We start from the raw sequence: 18,272 nt of genomic DNA, 5'->3' as shown, positions 1-18,272 counted from the left end.
CTCGGGAGCGGGGCTTCGCGTTATTCTGGGCGACATGACGTTTCAACAGTCTGAACGTGCAAAGCTTGCTCAGTTGTTCCTGGAATTGGGGCCGGATGCGCCGACGCTGTGCGCAGGGTGGACAACCCGGGATCTAGCGGCACATATGTACATCCGGGAGAACCAGCCCCACCGGGCAGTTGGCTACCTGGTGCCGGCAATGAAATCGGTGACGGCGTCTGCTGAGAGGGCGGTGAAGCAGCGCAACTACGAGGATGTGGTGCGCGAGTGGGCAGCCGGGCCACCGGTGTTTGTGAAGCCACTTGATTCGCTGATCAACGTGTCGGAGAACTTCATCCACCATGAGGATGTGCGGCGTGGTGGTGATCGCTCGCTGGAACCTCGCGAGTTCTCCGAGTCTGTGGAGAAGAAGCTCATGTCCGCAGCAGTCATGATGGGAAAGTTGGCTCTCTCAAGTGGGGGTGTCCCGGTGATTCTCACCCCGCCACGCGTGCCGGCGGTGACGCTCGGAGGAAAGAGAGGAGTGGCTGCGGACGGTTCCCGTGTCGTGCGCGTGAACGGTGAACCAGGAGAGCTGCTGTTGTGGGTGACCGGCCGTGACAAGGTCGAGGTTGAGGTCAGTGGAGATCCGGAGGATATTGTGGCTGTCAAGCGTCATATCTAGACCCACCTAGGCTGGTGTGGCATATGTGATTTGAGGTGTGCAAGGTACTACAGTGGTCCCCATGTCTGCCACCAGTACCTCACGCCGCAATAAAGGCCGCTCACAGACGGGCCCCAAAGGGCGCACGAAGCGTTCGAGCGGTAGCTACAGCCACCGTTCCTCCTCACGTGCAGCCGATGTCCCCGATGAGAGGGTTGGTTCCGCAGTGGGTGCTGTCGGCCGGGGCATGGGTAACGCCGCGCGCGATATTACGGGAGCCTTCAAGGCTGTTGGTGTCCAGGAGCGACGCCGTCGTCGCGCGGAAAACGATGAGAGCTATGACGCCGCCACAACCGACACATACGAAGAAAGTGAGGAGGATGTGAGCCTTCGTCGAGCCCCCAGTGCGGACGCGATCGGCTTGGTGCTGATTGGTCTTGCCGCCGTGCTTGGTGCATCGGTGTGGCTGGATGTTGCCGGACCGGTTGGTGCGCTGATCGCTAGTGGCACCTCCTGGGTTATTGGTGCTGGTGCGTTGGTGCTGCCGGTGGTGCTCGTAGGCATCGCCATTGCTCTGATGCTCGGTCTCGGGGAGTCTGCCTCTGAACGTGCGCACAGTGGGGCCGGGCTGACGATCATCGCGGTGTGCATGCTCGGTTTAATCCATATTCTTGCGGGTTCCCCGGCGGAATGGGATGAACGTCGTATAGCGGGCGGTGCTGTCGGCGCGTTCATCGGTGGGCCGCTCAGCGCTGGTTTTACACCGTTCGTCGCCGTGCCACTTCTGGGACTTGTGATCGTGTACGCCGCACTGTTGGCCACCGGTATTACGGTGCGCGAATCCTTTGACTTCATCCGTGGACTGTTCGGCTCCATCGCAAGCAGCGCTCATACCCCCGATCCTGAGGAGGACCTTTATACGGACGCCGACGATGACATCGATGCCATCGCGGAAGGCCGTCCGCGTGCCCGGCGCCGCACACCGATGGACAACTATCCCGTCGATGAGCCCACGCTTTTCGACGCGGACCCCACCCCCGAGGAACCCCAAAAGAAACGCTCCACCCGCAAGAAGGTGGGAGTGGCTCCCTCCATCGTGGATGAAGTGGACACTGAGACGAAGATTCTCGATCGTCCTACATCTGTGTCGGAGACCGCAACCGATGCAGTTTCCGCTTCCAGGGAAGAGATGCGCAAGGCGATCATCGCTCGATCTGGAATCGATGCTGCAGCGGTGCCTGGGGCAACGCCGAATTCGGAGAAGGGCGGGGGAGACGCCGAGAAGCCTTCAGCCCGCGTACCCGTGACCACAACCGACTATAAGCTCCCGCCCACCAGCCTTCTCATTGCAGGCAAAACCCCAAAGAAGCGTACTGAGACCAATGACCGCATGATTGAGGCGATCACGGAGGTCTTCGAAGAATTCAACGTCGATGCCCAGGTGACCGGCTTCTCCCGTGGCCCGACAGTGACGCGCTACGAAGTTGAGCTGGGCCCCGGTGTGAAGGTCTCCAAGATCACCAATCTGCAGTCCAACTTGGCTTACGCTGTGGCGACGGACAATGTCCGGCTGCTCACCCCGATCCCCGGAAAATCCGCCGTGGGTATTGAGGTCCCGAACGCCGACCGCGAAATGGTGCGCCTGCGTGATGTGCTCGACGCCCCGAATGTTCGTGGTGACCACGACCCGATGCTTATCGGGATGGGCAAGAACATCGAAGGAGACTTTGTCTCGGCATCGGTGCAGAAGATGCCGCACCTGCTCGTAGCTGGTTCGACCGGTTCCGGTAAGTCCGCGTTTGTGAACTCGATGCTCGTGTCACTGCTCACGCGTGCGACCCCCGAGGAGGTCCGGCTGATCCTGGTCGACCCGAAGATGGTGGAGCTCACGCCGTACGAGGGAATTCCGCATCTGATCACCCCGATCATCACCCAGCCGAAGAAGGCTGCCGCCGCGTTGCAGTGGTTGGTGGAGGAGATGGAACAGCGCTATATGGACATGAAGTCCGCGCGCGTGCGGCACATTAAGGACTACAACGCGAAAGTCCGCGCTGGCGAATATACCGCGCCACCCGGGTCGGAGCGTGAGGTGCGTCCGTACCCGCTCATCATCTGTGTCGTCGACGAGCTGGCGGACCTTATGATGACTGCGCCGAAGGAGATCGAGGACTCCATCGTCCGCATCACCCAGAAGGCGCGTGCTGCCGGGATCCACCTTGTTCTGGCAACACAGCGCCCGTCCGTGGACGTTGTCACTGGTCTGATTAAGACGAACGTTCCGTCGCGGTTGGCGTTTGCCACCTCATCGCTTACGGACTCGCGCGTCATCCTCGACCAGGCGGGTGCGGAGAAGCTCATCGGTATGGGCGACGCGCTGTTTATCCCACAAGGCGCTGGCAAGCCGCAGCGTCTCCAGGGTGCGTTCGTATCCGATGAAGAAATCCAGGCTGTCGTCGAAGCCGTCAAGGAACAGGGCGAGCCGCACTACACCGAAGGTGTCACCGAGGAAAAGGCCCCGGAGAAGAAAGACATCGACGAGGAGATCGGGAAGGATATGGACGACCTGCTCGAGGCCGTCGAGCTCGTCGTCACCTCCCAGCTTGGTTCCACCTCGATGCTGCAGCGCAAGCTCCGCATCGGCTTCGCCAAGGCCGGTCGTCTCATGGACCTCATGGAGTCCCGCGGTGTCGTTGGTCCTTCCGAAGGCTCGAAGGCACGCGAGGTTCTGGTCAAGCCGGAAGAACTGGAGACCATTTTGTGGATGATCAAGGGTGCTGACCCTGCCGAGGCCCCCAAGGAAGTGCTCGCCCAGCAAGAGCTTGACGACGCCTCGTCCGCCGGTGATCCCGCCGGCGATGACTCCCCTGCGGCGGACGACGAGACTCAGACCGTGAAGGCGACCTACAACCCGACCGGGGGCGCGTTTTAACCGATGGGCACTACTCCCGGGTTCCGGTTCTCTGTTGTTCTTTTCGACGATGTTGAGCTGCTCGATGTGGCCGGCCCAGTAGAAGTGCTGTCCAAAGTCGACGACTTCGACGTGGAAATGCTTTCAGCGGATGGTGGTTCCGTCACGAGTTCTCAAGGTGTCCGACTCGGCGTCGACGGCGACTTCAGTTCGGCAACCGGGGATGTGCTGTTCGTGCCGGGTGGCATGGGGACGCGCCGGCTGGTGGAAGACGACCACTTTCTTGCCCAGTTGAAGGCGATGGCCGCCGGGCGGCAGATCCTGATGTCGGTGTGCACGGGATCCGCGCTTCTCGCTGTTGCGGGCTTGCTCGAGAGATACACTGCGACGAGCAACAAGAGAGCTTTCGATTGGGCCACGAGCTTCGGCGAGAATATTGAGTGGCGCCGCTCTGCGCGGTGGGTGCATGACCGCGACCGGTGGACATCGTCGGGAGTTGCCGCTGGAACCGACATGGCCGCAGCGTTCGTTGCGGACCGCTACGGTGAAGAATTCGTCTCCGACATCGCTGACGCGATTGAGCTCCGGCTTAACCTCGATGCCGACGACGACCCTTTCGCTGTCTAAGCGTCGGCGCTGCGGGTCGGGGTGTGTGCTCGCTGGAGCGATCAAGTAGGGTTGCTTCCTGTTGGAGGGGAGTACCCCAAAAGCGCCTTGGATCGTCAACACGGCTAACCCAGTTAAGAGGTTCCCGGTCCAGGCGGCCCACCATGCGAAAGGGTGGGGGAGACCTCCGGTTATTTTTTCATCTCAACCGGAGGTTGCGTACATGCATGTGCCCCTTTCTATTTGGCTGATCACCTCAGCGGTGATCCTTGGCTTCTTCATCTTTGACTTCGTCTCCCACGTGCGTACCCCGCACGAGCCGTCCATGAAAGAATCAGGTGGCTGGGCAGCGTTCTACATGACGATGGCTTGCATCTTCGGCGGCATCGTGTGGTGGCTGTGGGATGCCGAACACGGCGTGCAGTTCTTCACGGGCTACATCACGGAACTGTCCCTCAGTGTGGACAACTTGTTCGTATTCGCACTCATCATGGGCGCGTTTAAGATCCCGCGCGCGTATCAGCAGAAGGTGCTCCTCATCGGTATTGTGATCGCGTTGATCTGCCGTTTGGCATTCATCTTGCTCGGTGCGGTGATCATTGAGGCTTGGTCGGACGTCTTCTATATCTTCGCTGCGTTCCTGCTGTACACCGCGATCAAGCTGGTCTACGACGAGGCTACTGACCAGGAAGATCCGGACCCGAACGACATGTTCGTGGTCAAGACACTGCGCAAGGTCATCCCCGTGACGAAGTCGTATCACAGCGACCGTTTGTTCTCCGCCACGGAAGCAGGCAAAAAAGCAGTCACCCCGCTGTTCGTGGCGCTGCTGTCCATTGGCTTTATCGACGTGATGTTCGCCTTCGACTCCATCCCGGCCATCTACGGCATCACGCAGGAAGCATTCCTGGTGTTCACTGCCAACGCTTTTGCGTTGTTGGGGTTGCGTCAGCTGTACTTCTTGCTCAACGGTCTACTGGATAAGCTCGTTTACTTGCCCTACGGCCTTGCGGTGGTGCTTGGATTCATCGGTGTGAAGCTGCTGCTTCATGCTCTGCACGAGAACAACCTGTCCTTTGTCAACGGTGGCCAGAACGTCAACGTGCCTGAGGTCAGCACCGTGCTGTCGCTCGTGATTATCGTGGCCGTGCTTATCGTGACGGCTGTGGCATCGATCATTAAGGAACGTGCCGATATCAAAGCAGGCGTGCTTGAACGCGACGCAGCGAAGTACCACGTTGACTATGATGACCACGGGAATCGTCGGAAAGTGGATGCCCACGGTAACCACATAGAGTGGATCGATGACCCGGCAACGTCGGGTAAGGGTGACCACACCGCCACCGGCTCGCGGGAGACCTCGCACCTGGATGTCAAGCGCGGTGGTGCCCGCTAGATCGCGGGATCACCGTCCATACAGTGAACGCATCGCTCCGAATGGGTGGCGCGGGTTCGCGGCGGGTCGGCCACGCGGGGAGACCCAAGTGGGTGTGCCACGCATCATAGCCACGCGCCCGCGCCAATTTCGGTATGGGTCATCATCATTGACCCGGTTGTGATACCTGCACAGCACCGCCAGATTGGCCATGTTTGTCTCGCCACCATGCTTCCAGGCCGTGATGTGGTGAATTTCGCAGGAATCAGCGCCATGGCGGCAACCGGGGACTGGGCACGTGGTGAGTGTGGCCCGCGCTAGGTCGCGCTGCTTCTGGTTGGCTAGGCGCTGGGTGCGGTAAAGATTCACCGCGCCTTCCTCCGGGTGGAAGAGTGCCACCTCCAGTTCGGCGCCATGATGCTTCTGGAGGTAGTCAGCGCCGGTGATGGTGGTGCCGTCAGAAAGCCCGAGCACCACTTCATCCCCGTTGCCCGCGACGATGCGAGTATAGTCCGGTAGTGGCACCAGGAGCAGTGGACGCGGTACAGCATGTGCGACGCCAGTACCGCCGTTGCGGATAAGCGACATGAATGGCTCCACCAGCTGCGGCGCTACAGGACGGGTGGGGTCAACGTTGCGCGTCACGTTAAATTCAATATCCGCAATGTCACGCTCGTGGGTTGTTACCATCATTGAGCGGTAACCTCCCCGGGATCCAGTGAAGGTCACCCCGGGGCGAGGTGAACGCGTCTCAGGTACCGGCACAATTTGTTTCGCCGCTCGAGTCAGGGATGCATAGTCGCCCGGCGCGTCCAAGAGAGCCAGGCGTAGTTTCCACCGCAACGCCTGGGGCTCCACATGCTTGATGCGGTTTTCGATGTACACCAGCTGGTCAATAGAGAACTGTCCCACGCGCGCCCGTTCTACGGCTGTGTGTTGTTTGACCGTCCATGAGGTGGATCCGTAGTAGACCTCGAAGACGCGTTCCCATTCGCGGACGCGGGTGGCACTCACACCGGCAGCCAGCGCTGCCTGGCGTTCAAAGGATGCCAGGGTGTCTACGCCGGTGCTGAGTGCCCCGAGGAATTCCGCGAATCGTGTCATATCTCGCACACTAAACGCTCGGCAGCACCAGCGAAAGGACAATCGATCGCATCTGTGGATAACCGCGTTGACACGTCACCTACTGGGCTTGGTTATCCACAAAACCCAGGAAGCAAAAACTACTCCCAGACGTTAATGACGGGGTTCCACTCACGGAACTCACGGTCAGCCAGGGCACCAGCGGTCAGGTAGGGGTCATCTGCCAACAGCTCGGCGGCATCCCCCAACGACGCCCCGTCTGGGAGTCTCAGGATGATCACCGACTCGGCCCCATCCTCGTACGGTCCTGCGGCAATGACGTTGCCCTGATCTTTGAGTCGGGCGATGAAGGAGCGGTGGGCGGGACGTGTTTCGTCGATAAGCGACTGCGCTCCGTATGTGTACGTTGCAATGAAGTGTGTCATGGACGCGGATTCTAATAGGCTTGGCAGTGTGAAACAGTCCAATTGGAATCTTCCGAACGTCCTCACGTCTTTGCGCATTCTTTTCACGCCGGTATTTGCATGGCTTGTGCTGAGTGAACACTGGTGGTGGGCGTTTGGCCTGTTCGTTGTACTGATGGCCACGGATAAACTCGATGGTGACATTGCGCGTGCGCGTGGTCTGGTCACCGATTTTGGCAAGATCGCGGACCCGATTGCGGACAAGGCGCTGATGATCACGGCGCTGGTGACGTTAAATATTGCCAGTTCGTTGCCGGTCTGGATCACCGTGGTGATTGTGGTGCGCGAGCTGGGTATCACGCTATGGCGCATGTGGATGCTGCGCCAGGGCAAGGTGGTGCCAGCGTCGAAGGGCGGCAAACTGAAGACCGTGCTGCAGACGCTTGGTGTGGCGCTGTACTTGTGCCCACTTCCTGGCTGGATGGATGTGACAACGCTTGTTGTCATGCTCATCGCGGTGGTGGTCACGGTGGTCACGGGCGTGCAGTACCTTGTTGACGGTGCGCGCGCGAATAGGACACCAGCATGAGTCTTGCAGCCTCGCTTATTGGCATCCTCCGGGCCCACTCCCACACCCTTTCCTTCTGCGAATCCCTCACCGCAGGCCTCGCGTGCGCGACGGTAGCAGACGTGTCGGGTGCCTCGGCTGTGCTGCGTGGGGGACTGGTGACGTATGCCACGGACCTCAAGGGGAGTTTGGCGGGGGTTCCGGCAGAGGTCTTGGCTGCGCATGGGCCCGTGTCACCGGTGACGGCGGAACACATGGCGCGCGGTGCGAGGCGCGTGTGCGGTTCTGATTGGGCCGTCGCTCTCACCGGAGTTGCCGGACCAACCCCTCAAGACGGGCACCCGGTGGGCGAAGTGTACGTTGCTGTTGCAGGACCAATGCGCACCATCACGGTGCATGCGCCGAAGGTTGACGGTGACCGACAAATCATCCGGAAGGCTGCGGTGACAGCAAGTCTCGAGGCGCTGGAACGTGAAATACGCGAATGGGAACAAAAAGAAGGGATGGTTCGTTAGAAAACGTGATGGCAACAACAACGACTCTCAAGTACCAGCCCGCACCTCAGGTTATTACCCGTGAAAAGGTGCGCGAACCGCTGCTGCGGGAAGCCCTTGGCATGTCTCTGCGCGCATTCCGTGCGGATAAAGGTGTGACCCTGCGTGAACTGGCGTCTCAGGCGCGTGTGTCACCCGGTTACCTGTCAGAATTGGAACGTGGACGCAAGGAAGTATCTTCTGAGCTTCTTGCCTCCGTGTGTGTGGCACTGGGTACCACCGTGTCTGAACTGTTGATGGAAGCTGCAGCGAACCTGTCGCTTCAAGCCATGGCAGACGAACTGGCACATACACCTCCCGCCGCTGCAGAGGTGTAAAGCGGTCTCACATGACGCGCATGCAGGTGCGCTCCGCTACCATGTATACGAACATTTCTTCACGATAATCTTCAGCTGCAGTTCTGCACGCGAGAGAAAGGCAAATACACCATGGCTAATCCGTTTGTTAAAGCCTGGAAGTACCTGATGGCGCTCTTCGACAATAAGATCGACGAGCACGCTGACCCCAAAGTTCAGATCGAGCAGGCCATCGGCGAGGCACAGCGCCAGCACCAGGCTCTGTCCCAGCAGGCGGCGGCCGTGATTAGTAACCAGCGTCAACTGGAGATGCAGCTCAACCGTCGCTTGGCGGATGTGGAGAAACTGCAGTCCAATACCCGTCAGGCTCTCCAGTTGGCTGACAAGGCCCGCGCTGATGGTGACAGCCAGAAGGCCACCGAGTACGAGAACGCCGCTGAGGCTTTCGCCGCTCAACTGGTCACCGCCGAGCAGGGTGTTGAGGACACCAAGCAGCTTCATGACCAGGCTTTGCAGCAGGCCCAGCAGGCTAAGCAGGCCGTTGAGCGCAATGCAATGCAGCTGCAGCAGCAGGTGGCGGAGCGCTCCAAGCTGCTCTCCCAGCTGGAACAGGCCAAGATGCAGGAGAAAGTTGCTGAGTCCCTGCAGTCCATGGATGCAATCACCGGTGGCAACCAGCCGAATTTGGACCAGGTGCGCGAGAAGATTGAGCGCCGCTACTCCAAGGCTCTCGGCCAGGCCGAGCTGGCACAGGGCTCTGTCCAGGGTCGTATGGCTGAGGTTGAGCAGGCTGGCATTCAGATGGCTGGTCACTCCCGCCTAGAGCAGATCCGCGCTGAGATGGGTCAGCTTGAGTCCGGCAAGGGGCAGGAAGCCATTGAGAGTGGCTCCACTGGTTCCACTGACAGCACTGACACCACTGGCGTCTCCGATGATGCGGTGGCAGAGCGCATGCGAGAGCTGCGTGGCGAGAATTAAACCTCTCTGAATCTCTTAGCCCCGGTGTGTGGATCCTTTCCACCGCCGGGTTTTACAATGCTTAATCGACGGCGCCACGTGCCATGAGGGCCTCTCCTGTCATCTCGGCGCGGCGGATGCTGCGGATGACCAATGGAGTGCCGAAAGCTAGTAGGGAAAAGCGTGCGCCGCGTGCTTTGCGGGCGTCGAGGGATTCGTTGGCAGTGTTCAGGATGACGGGGATCTGTCGGATGGTCAGGGCGATCGCCAGCGAGATCGTGTCTACGGGGACCCCAATGCGGGATAGTGGCGCCATGTTTGATTCCAGGGCGGCGAGGAGTTCCTCAACGGTTGTGGTGAGGGTGAGCAGCGTCGCTGCGAGGAAGGAAGCGATGAGTCCGATAGTGACGGTGAGCATCGCTTCAAAGCCGTTTTGCCACCACATGAAAGCCCCGAGGAATGCCATGAAAGGCAGGACGGGGGCGATCTGGCGCCAGGTTGTGCGCACAGGGATGCGGGCCACTGCGTAGACGAGAAGGATACCGCCCAAAACCGCGGCCGTGTGCCAAGGACGCGTAGGCAGCCATGTGGTCAGGATGATTAGCGCCACGATGGCTAGGAACTTCAGCGTTGGGGAGGTCCGGTGCACCAGGGTGGTGTCGGGAACGTAGACTCCTAAGGGGAGCTCGCGGATCATGAGGGGGTGCGCTCCATCAGGTCGGTGTAGAAGGCGATAGCGTCGCGCGGGGTGCCGTCGTAAGCAATGGCTCCATCGTTGATGCAGATCACGCGGTCAAAGTTATGGAGCATGTCAAGATCATGCGTGACGACGATAACCTGCTGCCCCAATCCTTCCAGCTCTCGAATGATCCGCTTTCGGTTCCGCAGATCCAGCAGGGTGGTGGGTTCATCGGCGATGATTGTCTCCGGCTCAATGACCAACACGGAGGCAAGGGCCAGCATCTGTTTCTCACCGCCGGACAAGGTGTGCGGGGAATTACCTGCGAGCGTAGTGAGCCCGAATTTCTCCAGCATCGCGTCAACCCGACGGTTCACCTCTGCTTTGGGCATTTTGAAACGGCGCAGAGAAAAGGCGATGTCGTCGCGGACGCGTGGCATGACTATCTGGGCCTCGGCGTCGGAGAAGATGAAGCCCACCCGGCGACGGATGTGTTTGCCGTGGGTGGTGGTAGGGGAGGTGTCGAAAAGCACGCGTCCTTGAGTGGGCTCAATGAGGCCGTTGATCATGCGCACGAGCGTGGATTTGCCGGACCCATTGGAGCCGATGATGCCGATGCGCTGTTCGGTGAGGGTCAGCGTGACCGGCTCAAGGATTGTTCTTCCTTCGTAGACGACTCCTGCGCCGTCGAACGTGATGGTGGGCACGGGGCCAGCTTAACGGCGACGGAGCTGCGGGAACGCAGCGTGAACGGCGAGTGCAATGGCCACTATGACTGCGAGTTTGGCCAAGTCGGGCAGGATAAACGCGCTCTGGGCGGCGACCGCGGTGCCGAGGTTCATGTCCGCGCGCCACATGAGGCCAAAGGCGCCGAAAAGATACTGGAGCAAGACCGCGACGATACCGCCCAAAACGAACAGCGCAGCCATGATGGTTTTGTTGTCGCGCGGTGCGCGGTAGGCAATGTACCCAGCTGCAGTGGCGCCGAGCAGGTAGCCGAGCAAATAACCGACGCTGGGGCCCGCGAAAGCTTGGATGAGCGTGCGGCCGCCGGCGAGGACGGGAAAGGCGAGACTGATGAGCAGGAACAGGCCGGTGGCCAGGAAGCCACGACGACCACCGAGCACGAGGCCCGCGAGGATGGTGGCCACGTTTTGCAGAACAATAGGCACGCCCGTCGCACCCACAGGGATGGACACGAATCCGAGCACGCAGATGAGCGCGGTGAACATGGTGATCAGGGCGAGATCCTTCGCGGCATTGTTCTTGGAGCGTGAAGAAGTCGTCGAGACAGTATTAGACATGCCGGATATTTTAGTGCACAAACTTGAACACCGTTCAATATGCCCTGTTTTGCCATCCTTGTATGGTGGTGGCCATGCGTTTGACGGAGTTTCAGCAGCGCGTTGCCGACGAGTTTGGTGACGCAAAAGGCCAATGGGTCGTCTCCTCCCATGTCTTTCCAGGGGAAGGAAAGACGGCTGCAGAGCTGATCGAAAGCGGAGTCGATCCCCGAATTGTGTGGGATGGTTTGTGTGAAGCCTTTGATGTGCCAGAAGATCGTAGGTTAGGGGTCGACCGCCCTGGGAGGTAGACCGGGAATAGTTTTCTTTCGAACATTCGTGCGTGTATGTTCGGGGGTGGTGTCCGCTATCGCATTAGTGTAATTCGCAGCAACGGGGAACCGGATGCGGGGTTAGAGCGGTCTAAGTAAGTGCACCACTTATTTAACCGATCTACCCCACACGGGGAGACTGTTAACAACGAAAGGACAAAGAGACACCCATGGCAACAAAGAAGAAGGCTGGCTCAGCAGCGAATAATCGCCAGAATGCGCTTGATGCCGCAATGGCGATGATTGAGAAGGATTTTGGCAAGGGCGCCATTATGCGCCTGGGGGACGAGAAGCGTCCTCCGATTCAGTCCATCTCTTCCGGCAATACTGCGATCGATGTGGCACTGGGTATCGGCGGGTGGCCGCGTGGCCGCATCGTGGAAATTTATGGCCCCGAATCCTCGGGCAAGACAACGGTGGCACTGCATGCCATCGCTGAAGCGCAGCGTGCCGGAGGCATTGCCGCGTTCATTGACGCTGAGCACGCCCTCGATCCGGATTATGCCCGCAAGCTAGGGGTAGACACCGACAACTTGCTGGTTTCGCAGCCGGATACCGGTGAGCAAGCGCTGGAGATCGCGGACATGTTGGTGCGCTCCGGCGCGATTGACATCATCGTCATTGACTCGGTGGCGGCGTTGACACCGAAGGCTGAAATTGAAGGCGAGATGGGTGACAGTCACGTTGGCTTGCAGGCCCGCCTCATGTCCCAGGCGCTGCGCAAGATGACAGGTGCGCTGTACAACTCCGGTACAACCGCGATCTTTATTAACCAGCTGCGTGAGAAAATCGGCGTGATGTTCGGCTCCCCGGAGACCACTACGGGCGGTAAGGCGTTGAAGTTTTATGCTTCCGTACGTTGCGATGTGCGCCGTATTCAGACGCTGAAGGACGGGCAGGATTCGATTGGCAACCGCACCCGTCTAAAGGTTGTGAAAAACAAGGTGTCGCCACCGTTCAAGATCGCCGAGTTCGACATCATGTACGGCGAAGGCATTTCGCGTGAATCATCCATCATTGACATGGGTGTGGACAACGGGATTATCAAGAAGTCTGGTTCCTGGTTCACCTATCAGGGCGACCAGTTGGGCCAGGGCAAGGAGAAGGCCCGCACCTTCCTCAAGGAGAATCCGGACCTGGCGAATGACCTGGAGCGCCAGATTTTTGAAAAGCTCGGTGTTGGTGAGTTTGCTGGACAGGATGAATTGACGGATGACCCGGTGGACATGGTCCCTAATATCGACTTCGATGATGAGGAAGCTGCTGGCTCTGCCGGCGACTAATCCGTGAGGGAAAGACAACAGCCTGATCCGGAGAAAGTCCGCGCGCTGCAAAAAGCGCTCGAGGAATACTCCGGGCAGGAGCCACTTATTGACGAAACGCGGGAGAAAGCTCTCTCCCGTATCCGAGAACGCGCCCTCCTTCTCCTGGATTCGCGGGCGCGGTCCCGCCAAGAACTATGGGACCGGCTTGTCAAAGCTGAGTTTGAGCCGGAGCTTGTCGATGAAGTGTTGGATTCCTTCCAACGTAATGGCTTGGTCGATGACTTGGCTTTTGCGCGGGAGTGGGTACGCCAACGTTTTGAGCGGCGTGGTAAGTCCGCCGCCATGCTGGATGTGGAGCTGCAACGCAAAGGTGTGGGGGAGGCTGACCGTATGGAAGCACTGAGTGTCATCGAAGACGAAGATGAGCGTCAGGTTGCCCGTGGCCTAGCAGTGAAGAAAGCACGACAGGTCAAGACTGTCCCAGTGGATCGGCAGCAGCGAGATAAAGAGTTGCGCCGCATTGTTGGCGTGCTCGCACGGAGAGGGTTCAATTCCGGTATGTCGCTTGAGATCGCGCGGGAGGCCCTCGCGGAACGCTGTGCGGAGTTAGAAGAGGATTAGACACGGCCCGCGGTGACAGTTAGGAGAGTTCACCGCACGGGAATAGACTGTCCCACCGTGACAACCGCAACTCAATCTTCCCTTACACACCCCCGCACGTATGAGGTACGCACCTTCGGCTGCCAGATGAACGTTCACGATTCGGAACGTCTTTCGGGCTTGCTCGAAGAAGCGGGCTACACGGCGGCGCAGGAAAATGAGGAAGCTGACCTCATCGTGTTCAACACGTGTGCCGTGCGTGAGAACGCGGACAAGCGTCTATACGGCACGCTTGGTCAGCTGCGCGAAGTCAAGCGTCATCACCCCGGCATGCAGATCGCCGTTGGTGGCTGCCTCGCGCAGAAGGATCGCGATGTGGTGGTGAAGAAGGCGCCGTGGGTGGATGCCGTCTTTGGCACCCACAACATGGCGGCGCTGCCGGCGCTGCTGGATCGCGCGCGTGTGAGCGAGGAAGCTCAGGTTGAGATCGTTGAGGCTTTGGAACACTTCCCGTCGGTGCTGCCGGCGAAGCGTGAATCCTCATACGCAGGCTGGGTGTCTGTGTCCGTTGGCTGCAATAACACGTGCACGTTCTGCATTGTGCCGTCATTGCGCGGTAAAGAGCAGGACCGCAGGCCAGGTGACATTCTGGCTGAGGTGAAAGCACTCGTGGATCAGGGCGTAAGCGAAGTGACGCTGCTCGGTCAGAACGTCAACGCGTATGGCGTGAATTTTGTGGATCCGGAGTTGGACCGTGACCGTTCTGCTTTCTCGAAGCTGCTGCGCGCCTGCGGTGAGATTGAGGGGCTTGAGCGTGTTCGTTTCACCTCCCCGCACCCGGCGGAGTTCACCTCCGATGTCATTGATGCGATGGTGGATACCCCGAATGTGTGCCCGCAGTTGCACATGCCGTTGCAGTCTGGTTCGGACAAGGTGCTCAAGGACATGCGCCGTTCGTATCGTACAAAGAAGTTCCTGGCCATCCTGGATGAGGTACGGGAGAAACTGCCGCATGCCTCGATCACTACGGACATCATCGTGGGATTCCCAGGGGAGACGGAGGAGGACTTCCAGGCCACACTTGACGTGGTGGAGAAGTCCCGGTTTACCTCCGCGTTCACATTCCAGTACTCACCGCGTCCGGGCACGCCGGCGGCAGAAATGCCTGACCAGATCCCTAAAGAGGTTGTGCAGGAGCGCTTCGAACGTCTGCTTGCCCTGCAGGAGCGCATCAGTGAAGAAGAAAACGTCAAGCTCATCGGGACTGATCAGGAACTCCTGGTCCAAGAGAGCAATGACAAGAAGGAAACCGGTCGCATGTCCGGCCGTGCGCGTGATGGCCGCCTCGTGCACTTCACAGTGTCCGGGAACATCGACCGCACGGTGCGGCCTGGCGATATTGTGCACGTGACGGTGACGGAAGCCCGACCGCACTACCTCATCGCGGATTCGGGCATTCACTCGCACCGCCGCACGCTCGCCGGTGATAATGCTGAGGCTGGCCAGGTGCCCACCACAGCACCGGTGGGCGTTGGCCTCGGCTTGCCTAAAATTGGGGCACCCAGCCCGTCACCCGCCGCGTCCGCGTGCGGTTCATGCGGATAAGGAGCTCATTTTGCTTAACGGCGCCACCCTAACCCCCGAAAAACCCCTTGCCACCCGCCTCGACCTGGGGTGGCGCAAATGGGTCCTCGTGGCCGTCATCGGCGTGTACGTAGTGACTTTGTTCCTGCCGTACGCCGCCGGCATCCCGGGCTGGCAGGTGCTCTCCTTCACGGAGCCTGCCGAGGCCCACATCGCGTTGGCGGAGCGCGTGTTCACGCTGGTTTCCTTCGCCTCTTTGGTGGTGTTCAGCGTGCTTGCCCTGGTGCTTCGTCACACGTCCCCGGCGATGGTGGCTTGGATGACCGGCTGCGTAAGCCTTGCGGCGGCACTGTTGGGAACATGGATGCGTCAGACCGGCACGGCCGGCGGTTCCACCGGTGCCGGCATGTACCTCGCCATCGTGTGTCTGATCGTGGCTGTACCCATCCTCACGTCCGCATGGCTTCGCCGCGATCCGGAACAAACCCGCTATGAAGAACTCCGCCGCGCCAACCCTGAGGCCAATCCCGTCGCCGACGTTCAGACCGCAGCGACCCGCGCCCACACCCACGCCGATTCCACCCCGGAAGTCCCGGCACACCTCGTTGATGATCGCCGCGCCCAGGCCCGCGAGCGCCACCAGAACTCCAAGGGCGAATAAGACTAAAGATTTGTCAGCATCACTGGGGTGAAAGTGAGGATAGGATAAGCCCTTAACCTATCTTCGAGCTGTTTCTTAGCCTAGGTTCCGTAATGAAACTTTGGAGAGGCAGCCTCACTGTAAGTGACCTAGGGATGGTGTCGCATCAGTTCGACCGCTGCCAGGCAGTGGAGTTGGAGATGATCTTCGCGTTGGCGGTGCGAAGCAGGCAGGCGACGGATTCACTGTCAGCGGGGGCGGAGACGTAGCAGGTTTCCACCTTCGGCCATTCGGTGTGTGCGGCGGCCAGAACGCTGGAGAGTAATTCCGTCGCTGCTCCTTGGTCGCGGTATTCGGGCAGGACGTGGACGAGGCCGAGTTCCATGAGGGCGTCATCGTCGATGTCGTAGTGGACGGCTTCAGCCAGGCCGATGAAACGGTCGCCGGAACGCAGAAGCGCGGTGAGTTGGTTGCCGCCGCGGTCGCGGAGACGGGCGCTGGCATCGCGGATACGTTCTTCGGTCCAGTTGATGGTGTCGAGCTGGAGTGAACCACGCGGGTAGTCGCGGGAAGCAGCGGTGATCAGGGATTGGAAACCGGAGAGATCTGCAGGGGAGAAGTCCATGTTGTGCACGATGGTGCAACTGGGGGACTCGAGCGGGGGAAGGCCATCAAGAGCAAAAGTCGCTTGAGTTTCCTTGTACGCGCGTGAATAGCCAGCCTCCATGAGGAGCGACGCGGCAGGGGAGTCCTCACTGGGGGCGTGGGTGTCCCAGAGGTGGCGGGTGGGACGGCAGGAGGTGGTGGAGAGGGCGTCGATAAGCGATAAAGCGTTTTCCCACGGCTCATGCGGAACTGGTTCGCCGGGCAGCGGTGCGATGGCTGCGTCGATCGTGATGGTGGCTTCGATAATGCCGGTGTCTTCAAGGAGCGGCATGGAGATGAACACCCAGGCGGAGATGTCTGCAAGGTCGGTGGCTTTGAGTTCCGGGTAGCCGTGCGCGCCGAGTGGGCGCGGTGCCTGAACGTCAGTGAGCGCGAACAGGAATGCCTGCGATTCGGTGGAACCTTCGAGCCGTTTGAGCAGGTGGGAAGCAGTGACGCCGGAGTGTGGATCCCCGGTGATGTCTTGGATGGCCAGGGTGGCGGAGAACGCATAGGCGCCGACAACCTCGTCGGCGTCGGCGCTACGCGGATTGAACAGAAGAGCGTGCAAGGTTAGCTATCAATGGCCTTAGCAGCAACGTCAGCGAATTCCTGCCATTGCTCAGCCTGGGCGCGCAGCTCAGCGGCTGTCTTCGCATCGCCTTTGGCTTCAGCGGCCTCCGCCTTGGCGCGGAAATCATCGGCCTTGACCTGGAACTGGTTGGCTTTGTCCTGTTGGACCGGGTTGGATTTGCGCCACTGTTTCTCCTCGGCGGCGGCGACGCGCTGTTCGATATCTCCGATTTTATTCTCGTACTCACGGACCTTGTTACGCGGGACGTAGCCGATCTCATCCCACTTGTCCTGCAGTTCGCGCAGCTTCGCCCGGGCAGTGCCGAGGCCCTTCTCCGGATCAATGAGCGGGCCGTACTCAGCGATGAGTGCGTCCTTGGCCTTGGCGTTGGCTTCGAACTCACGGTCGCGTTCTTCGTTGACAGCGTTGCGCGCGGCGAAGAAATGATCCTGGGCAGCGCGGAAGCGCTTCCACAGCTTGTCGTCCACATCGCGCGGGGCGCGGCCGGCGGCCTTCCACTCTGTCATGAGATCGCGGAACGCGCGGGCGGTGTCACCCCAATCGGTGGAGTCCTTGATCTTCTCGGCGCGCTCAATGATGTCTTCCTTGGCGGCCTTGGCAGCAGCACGGCCACGGTCAAGTTCAGCAAAGTGGGCACCGCGGCGACGATTGAAAGAATCGCGTGCCTTAGAGTAGCGCTTCCACAGGACATCATCGGTTTTGCGGTCGATGCCGCGGATGGTCTTCCACTCATCAAGGATGGCCCGGATGCGGTCACCCGCGGCCTTCCACTCGGTGGAGTTCGCAGCCAAGTCCTCAGCCTCAGCAGCAAGGGCCTCTTTGCGGGAGATCGCTTCGGCGCGACGGGTTTCCTTCGCCTCCTTCGCCTTTTGGCTAGCAACGTCAGCGTGCTCTAACACGTCCTTGAGTTGGATTTCCAGGGCATCCAGGTCGCCGACAACAGCTTGCTCATCCAGGGAATCAATGAGCTGCTGGGCATGGGTGCGCACGGACGACGCGTCCTCGGGCCGGGTGGCCAGACGACTGTCCAGCAGCGCAACTTCAGTAGACAAGTCGACGAAGCGTTGTGCGTAGTGCTCGAGGCCTTCTTTCGGGGTACCGGCCTGCCATGAGCCCACGGCGCGCTCCACACCACCGCGGGTGACGTACACGGTGCCTTCTTCGTCCACGTGACCAAATTTCGCAGCTTCAGCGGCATCCACCGACGGAGTGGCCGGCGCAGCTGGTGCCGGTGCCGGGGTGGCATCCACGCCAG

The 18,272-nt window shown here is 60.0% G+C and carries 20 protein-coding genes; 13 read left to right on the top strand and 7 right to left on the bottom strand.

Annotated elements, in window-relative coordinates; all coding sequences use genetic code 11:
- Nucleotides 1–34 precede the first annotated feature (34 nt).
- The 4 genes from F4V54_RS04705 to F4V54_RS04690 all read left to right on the top strand — a co-directional run bounded on the left by F4V54_RS04705 (nt 35) and on the right by F4V54_RS04690 (nt 5,553).
- A complete protein-coding gene (locus F4V54_RS04705) occupies nt 35–664 on the top strand; it encodes a TIGR03085 family metal-binding protein (protein WP_150386406.1) in 630 nt (209 codons plus the stop codon).
- Nucleotides 665–725: 61 nt separating this feature from the next.
- A complete protein-coding gene (locus F4V54_RS04700; protein WP_150386405.1) occupies nt 726–3,572 on the top strand; it encodes an FtsK/SpoIIIE family DNA translocase in 2,847 nt (948 codons plus the stop codon).
- 3 nt (nt 3,573–3,575) lie between these two features.
- The gene (locus F4V54_RS04695) at nt 3,576–4,178 is read left to right on the top strand and encodes a DJ-1/PfpI family protein (RefSeq protein WP_150386404.1); all 603 of its coding nucleotides are present in this window, start codon (nt 3,576–3,578) and stop codon (nt 4,176–4,178) included.
- A gap of 202 nt (nt 4,179–4,380) precedes the next feature.
- Nucleotides 4,381–5,553: a TerC family protein gene (locus F4V54_RS04690; RefSeq protein ID WP_102724091.1), complete on the top strand. Its 1,173-nt coding sequence runs from the start codon at nt 4,381–4,383 to the stop codon at nt 5,551–5,553.
- Nucleotides 5,554–5,562: 9 nt separating this feature from the next.
- On the opposite strand, the gene F4V54_RS04685 is transcribed toward F4V54_RS04690, so the two are convergent.
- Together F4V54_RS04685 and F4V54_RS04680 are read right to left on the bottom strand one after the other, a co-directional pair.
- Nucleotides 5,563–6,636, bottom strand: a complete 1,074-nt coding sequence (locus tag F4V54_RS04685; RefSeq protein ID WP_052092438.1) for an HNH endonuclease signature motif containing protein — start codon at nt 6,634–6,636, stop codon at nt 5,563–5,565.
- A 119-nt stretch (nt 6,637–6,755) separates the two neighbouring features.
- On the bottom strand, nt 6,756–7,040 hold the full coding sequence (locus F4V54_RS04680) for a YciI family protein (RefSeq protein ID WP_150386403.1): 285 nt from the start codon (nt 7,038–7,040) through the stop codon (nt 6,756–6,758).
- Between F4V54_RS04680 and pgsA the strand changes: the two genes are divergently transcribed.
- The 4 genes from pgsA to F4V54_RS04660 all read left to right on the top strand — a co-directional run bounded on the left by pgsA (nt 7,027) and on the right by F4V54_RS04660 (nt 9,415).
- Complete coding sequence (pgsA, locus tag F4V54_RS04675; RefSeq protein ID WP_376998064.1) at nt 7,027–7,608, top strand: CDP-diacylglycerol--glycerol-3-phosphate 3-phosphatidyltransferase; 582 nt, start codon at nt 7,027–7,029, stop codon at nt 7,606–7,608. The two genes, F4V54_RS04680 and pgsA, sit on opposite strands and share 14 nt — an antisense overlap.
- A complete protein-coding gene (locus F4V54_RS04670) occupies nt 7,605–8,102 on the top strand; it encodes a CinA family protein (protein ID WP_034661466.1) in 498 nt (165 codons plus the stop codon). Before pgsA ends, F4V54_RS04670 begins: the two co-directional genes overlap by 4 nt.
- An 8-nt stretch (nt 8,103–8,110) precedes the next feature.
- A complete protein-coding gene (locus tag F4V54_RS04665) occupies nt 8,111–8,458 on the top strand; it encodes a helix-turn-helix domain-containing protein (RefSeq protein WP_034661464.1) in 348 nt (115 codons plus the stop codon).
- 111 nt (nt 8,459–8,569) lie between these two features.
- Nucleotides 8,570–9,415 (top strand): PspA/IM30 family protein, encoded by an 846-nt coding sequence (locus F4V54_RS04660; protein WP_150386401.1) that lies wholly within the window; start codon nt 8,570–8,572, stop codon nt 9,413–9,415.
- A gap of 61 nt (nt 9,416–9,476) precedes the next feature.
- Here the strand turns inward: F4V54_RS04660 and F4V54_RS04655 are convergent, their stop codons facing one another.
- From F4V54_RS04655 to F4V54_RS04645, 3 genes are read right to left on the bottom strand one after another with little or no spacing between them, the layout of a single operon-like run.
- Nucleotides 9,477–10,091 carry an energy-coupling factor transporter transmembrane component T family protein gene (locus tag F4V54_RS04655; protein WP_034661460.1) on the bottom strand — a complete coding sequence of 205 codons (615 nt, stop codon included), beginning with the start codon at nt 10,089–10,091 and terminating at the stop codon, nt 9,477–9,479.
- Nucleotides 10,088–10,780, bottom strand: coding sequence for an energy-coupling factor ABC transporter ATP-binding protein (locus F4V54_RS04650; protein WP_150386400.1), 693 nt, complete (start codon nt 10,778–10,780; stop codon nt 10,088–10,090). Before F4V54_RS04650 ends, F4V54_RS04655 begins: the two co-directional genes overlap by 4 nt.
- Nucleotides 10,781–10,789: 9 nt before the next feature.
- The gene (locus tag F4V54_RS04645) at nt 10,790–11,377 is read right to left on the bottom strand and encodes a biotin transporter BioY (protein ID WP_150386399.1); all 588 of its coding nucleotides are present in this window, start codon (nt 11,375–11,377) and stop codon (nt 10,790–10,792) included.
- A 74-nt stretch (nt 11,378–11,451) separates the two neighbouring features.
- Between F4V54_RS04645 and F4V54_RS04640 the strand changes: the two genes are divergently transcribed.
- From F4V54_RS04640 to F4V54_RS04620, 5 genes are all read left to right on the top strand, one after another.
- Nucleotides 11,452–11,667, top strand: coding sequence for a DUF3046 domain-containing protein (locus tag F4V54_RS04640; protein WP_102724098.1), 216 nt, complete (start codon nt 11,452–11,454; stop codon nt 11,665–11,667).
- A gap of 191 nt (nt 11,668–11,858) precedes the next feature.
- The gene (recA, locus tag F4V54_RS04635; protein ID WP_034661453.1) at nt 11,859–12,971 is read left to right on the top strand and encodes a recombinase RecA; all 1,113 of its coding nucleotides are present in this window, start codon (nt 11,859–11,861) and stop codon (nt 12,969–12,971) included.
- Between the two features lie 3 nt (nt 12,972–12,974).
- A complete protein-coding gene (locus F4V54_RS04630) occupies nt 12,975–13,574 on the top strand; it encodes a regulatory protein RecX (RefSeq protein ID WP_034661451.1) in 600 nt (199 codons plus the stop codon).
- 57 nt (nt 13,575–13,631) lie between these two features.
- Nucleotides 13,632–15,158: a tRNA (N6-isopentenyl adenosine(37)-C2)-methylthiotransferase MiaB gene (gene miaB, locus F4V54_RS04625; protein ID WP_269544796.1), complete on the top strand. Its 1,527-nt coding sequence runs from the start codon at nt 13,632–13,634 to the stop codon at nt 15,156–15,158.
- A 10-nt stretch (nt 15,159–15,168) separates the two neighbouring features.
- Nucleotides 15,169–15,798 (top strand): Rv2732c family membrane protein, encoded by a 630-nt coding sequence (locus F4V54_RS04620; RefSeq protein WP_102724100.1) that lies wholly within the window; start codon nt 15,169–15,171, stop codon nt 15,796–15,798.
- Between the two features lie 145 nt (nt 15,799–15,943).
- Here the strand turns inward: F4V54_RS04620 and F4V54_RS04615 are convergent, their stop codons facing one another.
- Together F4V54_RS04615 and F4V54_RS04610 are read right to left on the bottom strand one after the other, a co-directional pair.
- Nucleotides 15,944–16,993, bottom strand: a complete 1,050-nt coding sequence (locus tag F4V54_RS04615) for a GNAT family N-acetyltransferase (protein WP_150386398.1) — start codon at nt 16,991–16,993, stop codon at nt 15,944–15,946.
- Nucleotides 16,994–16,995: 2 nt separating this feature from the next.
- Nucleotides 16,996–18,267 (bottom strand): DUF349 domain-containing protein, encoded by a 1,272-nt coding sequence (locus tag F4V54_RS04610; RefSeq protein WP_150386414.1) that lies wholly within the window; start codon nt 18,265–18,267, stop codon nt 16,996–16,998.
- Nucleotides 18,268–18,272: the final 5 nt, after the last annotated feature.

Source organism: Corynebacterium tuscaniense (assembly GCF_008693065.1).
In the GTDB taxonomy this organism is placed as follows: Bacteria; Actinomycetota; Actinomycetes; order Mycobacteriales; family Mycobacteriaceae; genus Corynebacterium; species Corynebacterium tuscaniense.
Note: the sequence above shows the minus strand (reverse complement) of the source record. Positions and strands in the feature narration are given on the sequence as shown.